The sequence below is a fragment of the Protofrankia sp. Cas8 genome, from assembly GCF_963555845.1.
Lineage (GTDB): Bacteria > Actinomycetota > Actinomycetes > Frankiales > Frankiaceae > Protofrankia.
Map to the genome: position 1 here is coordinate 6,542 of NZ_CAUVXI010000192.1, position 4,248 is coordinate 10,789.

Annotated in this window: 4 protein-coding genes; all 4 read left to right on the forward strand. The window is 69.3% G+C overall.

Annotated features, from left to right (window positions below):
• Positions 1-684: 684 nt before the first annotated feature.
• Positions 685-1,155: an ATP-binding protein gene (locus U9977_RS21625; protein WP_322751113.1), complete on the forward strand. Its 471-nt coding sequence runs from the start codon at positions 685-687 to the stop codon at positions 1,153-1,155.
• A gap of 163 nt (positions 1,156-1,318) precedes the next feature.
• Complete coding sequence (locus tag U9977_RS21630) at positions 1,319-2,272, forward strand: tellurite resistance TerB family protein (protein ID WP_322751114.1); 954 nt, start codon at positions 1,319-1,321, stop codon at positions 2,270-2,272.
• Positions 2,273-2,377: 105 nt separating this feature from the next.
• Positions 2,378-2,857 (forward strand): NUDIX domain-containing protein, encoded by a 480-nt coding sequence (locus U9977_RS21635; protein ID WP_322751115.1) that lies wholly within the window; start codon positions 2,378-2,380, stop codon positions 2,855-2,857.
• A gap of 426 nt (positions 2,858-3,283) precedes the next feature.
• The coding region (locus U9977_RS21640; protein WP_322751116.1) for a lysylphosphatidylglycerol synthase domain-containing protein at positions 3,284-4,248 on the forward strand (965 nt) is incomplete at its 3' end.

Below are 4,248 nucleotides of genomic sequence, written 5' to 3' on the forward strand. Positions count from 1 at the left end.
CCAGCCATACCCGCGGCCCGACCCGCGCCGGTGATTTCCGGTCCGATGGGGATCCCGCCCACCCGGATGCCCGCCCAACCCTTCCCGGCCGAACCGGCCGTGTCGACTGGCAACGGGATGGCCCGGCGGGCAGCACCGTCGAGCATCGACCCAGCGGTACCGTCGAGCATCGACCGAGCCGCCGCTGACCCCCAGCAACACCATCCGCGCTATCCGCATCCCGCTGCACCGCGCGCCGATGTCCCGCAGCCAGCAAACGCCCAACACCCTGGAACGCCTCCACAGCACGGAACGCCGCAAGATCTACAAGCACAGCCGGGCCACAGCCCGCGTCCGGGATCAGCTCCTGACGGGACGAAAAACCGCGATGGCGGCCGCTGGCCGGGCTACGGCAACATCCTCGACGGCATCGACGTGATCTAGGACCTGCCCGGTAGAGCTTCGATTGCGCGGACCGCTCGGGGCAACGACCGCCGTCCCCCGAGGTGCGTACCGTCCGATCACACGCAAGGGTGGGCCTGTGTTCGCCGGGTAGCCGACAGTCGGTGACAAGACCATGCCAACAAGGTTTGAACGCTGACGGCGGGTGGCATGAAGGCGACAGTGGCGGGCTGGTGGTGATGTTCGGACACATGGTGATGTTCGGCGGCATACCCGTCGGCAGTGACCGGTGGAGGGTGAGGCGTGGCCGAAGCTCTTACCGCACGCTTCGATCTACCTGCCAACGCCCGCGCCGCGGGGCGGGCCAGGCGTCTCGTCAACGAACTGCTGGCCACCTGGGGGCGCGAGGAGGACGCCGAGATCGCCCGCCTGCTGGTCAGTGAGGTCGTCACCAACGCCGTGCGCTATGCCCGGTGCAACGACCCGCTGCACGTCCAGATTGTGGCGCAGAACGACCGGGTGCGGATTGCAGTCGGTGACGGCAGCGCGATGCGTCCGATCCTGCGGACGGTGTGCGACGACGACGAATCCGGCCGCGGGATGCATCTGGTGGCGGCTCTGGCCAGCGAGTGGGGCGTGATCGACAAGCCGGCCGACGACAGCCCCGGCAAACACGTGTGGTTCGAGCTGGCCGCGCCAGTGCCGGTCCATATTCCCCTCAGTGCCACACCGCCGGCAACGATCGGGAGCTGCCAACCCGAGTTGCTCCATTGACTGGTTCTTCCAGCGTCTTTGCGCCGGGCCCGGGCTGCCCATCCAGGGGTGGCCGTCAGGGGTGGCCGCAGTCGACGGGTGGATGATGAGACGGTGTCCGCGCCCACGTCGTAGCGCAGTGGCAGTGGCAGTGGCAGTGTGAGGTCACCGACAGGGAGGCGCCATGCCCGTTCCCACGGATGTCCGGCTGGACGTGCGGATCCTGCTCGATACGGGTGACCACCTGGTGGCCGTCTACCTGCCGGCCCAAGCAGCCCACGTGCTGCCCGGCGGAACCGTCGAACCCGGTGAAGGCGTCGGCGCGGCCGCGGCCCGGCACCTGCGCGTACTCGTCGGCAGCGACCGGGATGCACGCACGCCGCCGGCAGCCACGGCCGTGCCTGCGTCAGTGGCGTTACCCGCCTTCGTGGGCTGCGTCGAACATGCGACCGGGCCAGCTGAACACCGCACGATCACGACGTTGTTTTCGGCCGACATCCCGGCCGGCACGGACATACCCGCCACGTATCTGGGCGCACCGCTCGTCGCGCTGTCCCTCGGGAGCCTCGATGAGCGATCATTGACTCCCCCGGCGGTCGCCGCTGTGGCGATCCGCTGGCTGGAGGACCGCTGGCCGACGTGGCGCGGCCTACCGGTGTCCGAGCCCGAGCCGTGGTGGAACCATCTACGCGGGTCCGCACAGTCTTTCCGTGCCCAACTGGATGCCCGCCGACACGAACTCGACGACATGTCCTTCCGGGACGCCGCCGTCGCCATGTGCGCACTCGTCGCCGCCGCCGACGGCACCATCGACGCGCGGGAGCGGGACGCGATGGCGACCATCGTCACCACCGACCGGGTCCTGAGCGCTTTTCCACCGGACGAACTGCTCGCACTGTTCGACGCGCACGTGGCGGCGTTTCGCGCGGATGCCGGCGAGGCCAGGTCCGCGGCGCTCCGCGAGATTGCCAAGGTGCGCGGGCGCAGGGTGCGAGCACGGTCAGTCGTCCAGTTCGGAGCGGTGATCGGACACGCTGACGGCATGTTCGACCCGGCCGAGCGGACCGCCGTCCGACAGGCGATCGATGTTCTCGGGCTCGATCCCACAACCCTCGCAGTCCAGGCAGTCCGTCCGTGAGCACCACCAACCGTCCCTGAGCAGCACCGACGTCCCTGAGCAGCACCGATCACCTCTGGCCACCACCGACCGCTCCCGACGACCGAAGAAAGGCGGGCCGACCCGGTGGACACCGTCACGGCAGCCATGTCCGCGCCCAGCACGTCCAGCACGTCGGTGGTGTTGAGCGCACGTGTGCTCTTCACGACCGGCGAGCGCATCATCGTCGCCAACCGCCGGGGGCAGGCATGGTGCACCCTGCCCGGCGGGAACGTGAAGCCGGGCGAGCGCGTGGAGCAGGCGCTGCACCGCAAGATCCGGGTGGAGACCGGCCTGGCCGTGCGCACCCTTGACTTCGTGGGATGCGTGGAGCACTCGTTCGTCGAGGCCGGCCGGGCGTGGCATGAGCTGAACATGGTGTTCGCGTCCACTCTGTCACCGTTCGCGGAGCTCGCCAGCCGGGAAGAGGCCATCGACCTGGGCTCGCTGGCCGTGGCCGACCTCGACGCCTTCGAATTCCGGCCCGCGCACCTGCGAACGGCCATTGTGAACTGGCTGAGCACCTACCGTCCGGGCTGGTACGGCCCGGACGGCCGTACCAGCTGACGCGGGTAGCGACAGGCCAGGCGAGCCTGTTCCGGTCCGCGGGGATTCGGATGTCCGGATGGATCGGGTCGCACAGCCGATCCGCACCGGCCGTCTCCGTATCATGTCAAACACTGATCACGATCAGTCACCGTGACGAACCCCACGTGTGTAACAGCCGGGGTACGGCCGATCCCATTGCGTTCCCGCACAAACCGGCTGTGTAACCGATGAATATCACGCTGTCCGCCGAGATGCCGGAATGAAGATCCGTCCACAGGATGTACGTTGTTCAGCATCCGTTATGAATCCCGATCTACCGTTGGCGCCATGACGCCCGGATGGGCAGCCTCCGAAAGAGCGGCCCCGGCAACAGCAGCTGCTGACGGCACCGCCGTCGTACTACCGCCGGTCGCCATACCCCACCAACGCACGACGCACCCACTAATGCGGGAACTGCCTGGTGAGGGCCTGGCACATCCGCTTGCGCTGACAGGAATCCGTTGGCATCGCGCTCGCGCGGGCTGGCTGCGCCGGCCCGGGGCGCTGATCGGGATTTCCCTCGCCGTCCCGATGACGCTGCTCCTCGTGATCAGATTTCGGACCGAGGTAGCCACCACGCTGTCGAACGTCCCGGCTCCCAGCTGGCCCTGGCTCGTGGTGTGCGGGCTCGCCTCCGCCCTGTTTTTTCTGGCCAACGCACTCGCCCTGCGCGCGGCCAGTGGGCTGCCGCTGCGGCTGCCGACGGCGGCGGGGGTCCAGCTCGCGGCCGCGGCTGCAAACCGGGTCCTGCCGGCGGGCCTCGGGGCGATCGCGGTGAACGTCCACTACCTGGAACGCCAGCAACTCACCCGGTCGGCCGGGCTGAGCGCCGTCGCCGCCGTGAAGGTCGCCGTCGCCCTCGTGCACGTGGCCGGAATCGTGCTCGTCGCCGGCATGGTCGGCGGTCGGGAGCCGGGTAACGCGCTTGGCACGCCCATCGGGCCGATCACGCGACACGTCGGGTCCGGGCCGGCCCTGGCATGCGTTGCCGGCTGTCTGCTCGCCTGCGTCGCGGTCGGCGGGCACCCCCGGGTCCGGGCCCGGTTGGGGCCCCCGCTGACGGCCGCGGGCCGGCATCTTCTGCTGCTCGCCCGGTCACCTCGACGGACGGCGATCCTCCTCGCCTCCGCCGCCGGCACCAAGATCGCACAAATCGTGGCCTTGGCTTCGTGCGTCTGGGCGTTCAACGGTTCGGGGTCGATGCTGTCCATCGCCACCATCTACCTGATCGGTGCAGCAGTGGCCGGAGCCGTGCCGACAGCCGGCAACGTCGGGGCGCTCGAACCGGCCCTCGCCCTCGGCCTCACCGCCGCCGGGGGCGAAGCCGCGTCCATGCTCGCCGCCGTTCTCGTGTACAGGCTGATCAGCTA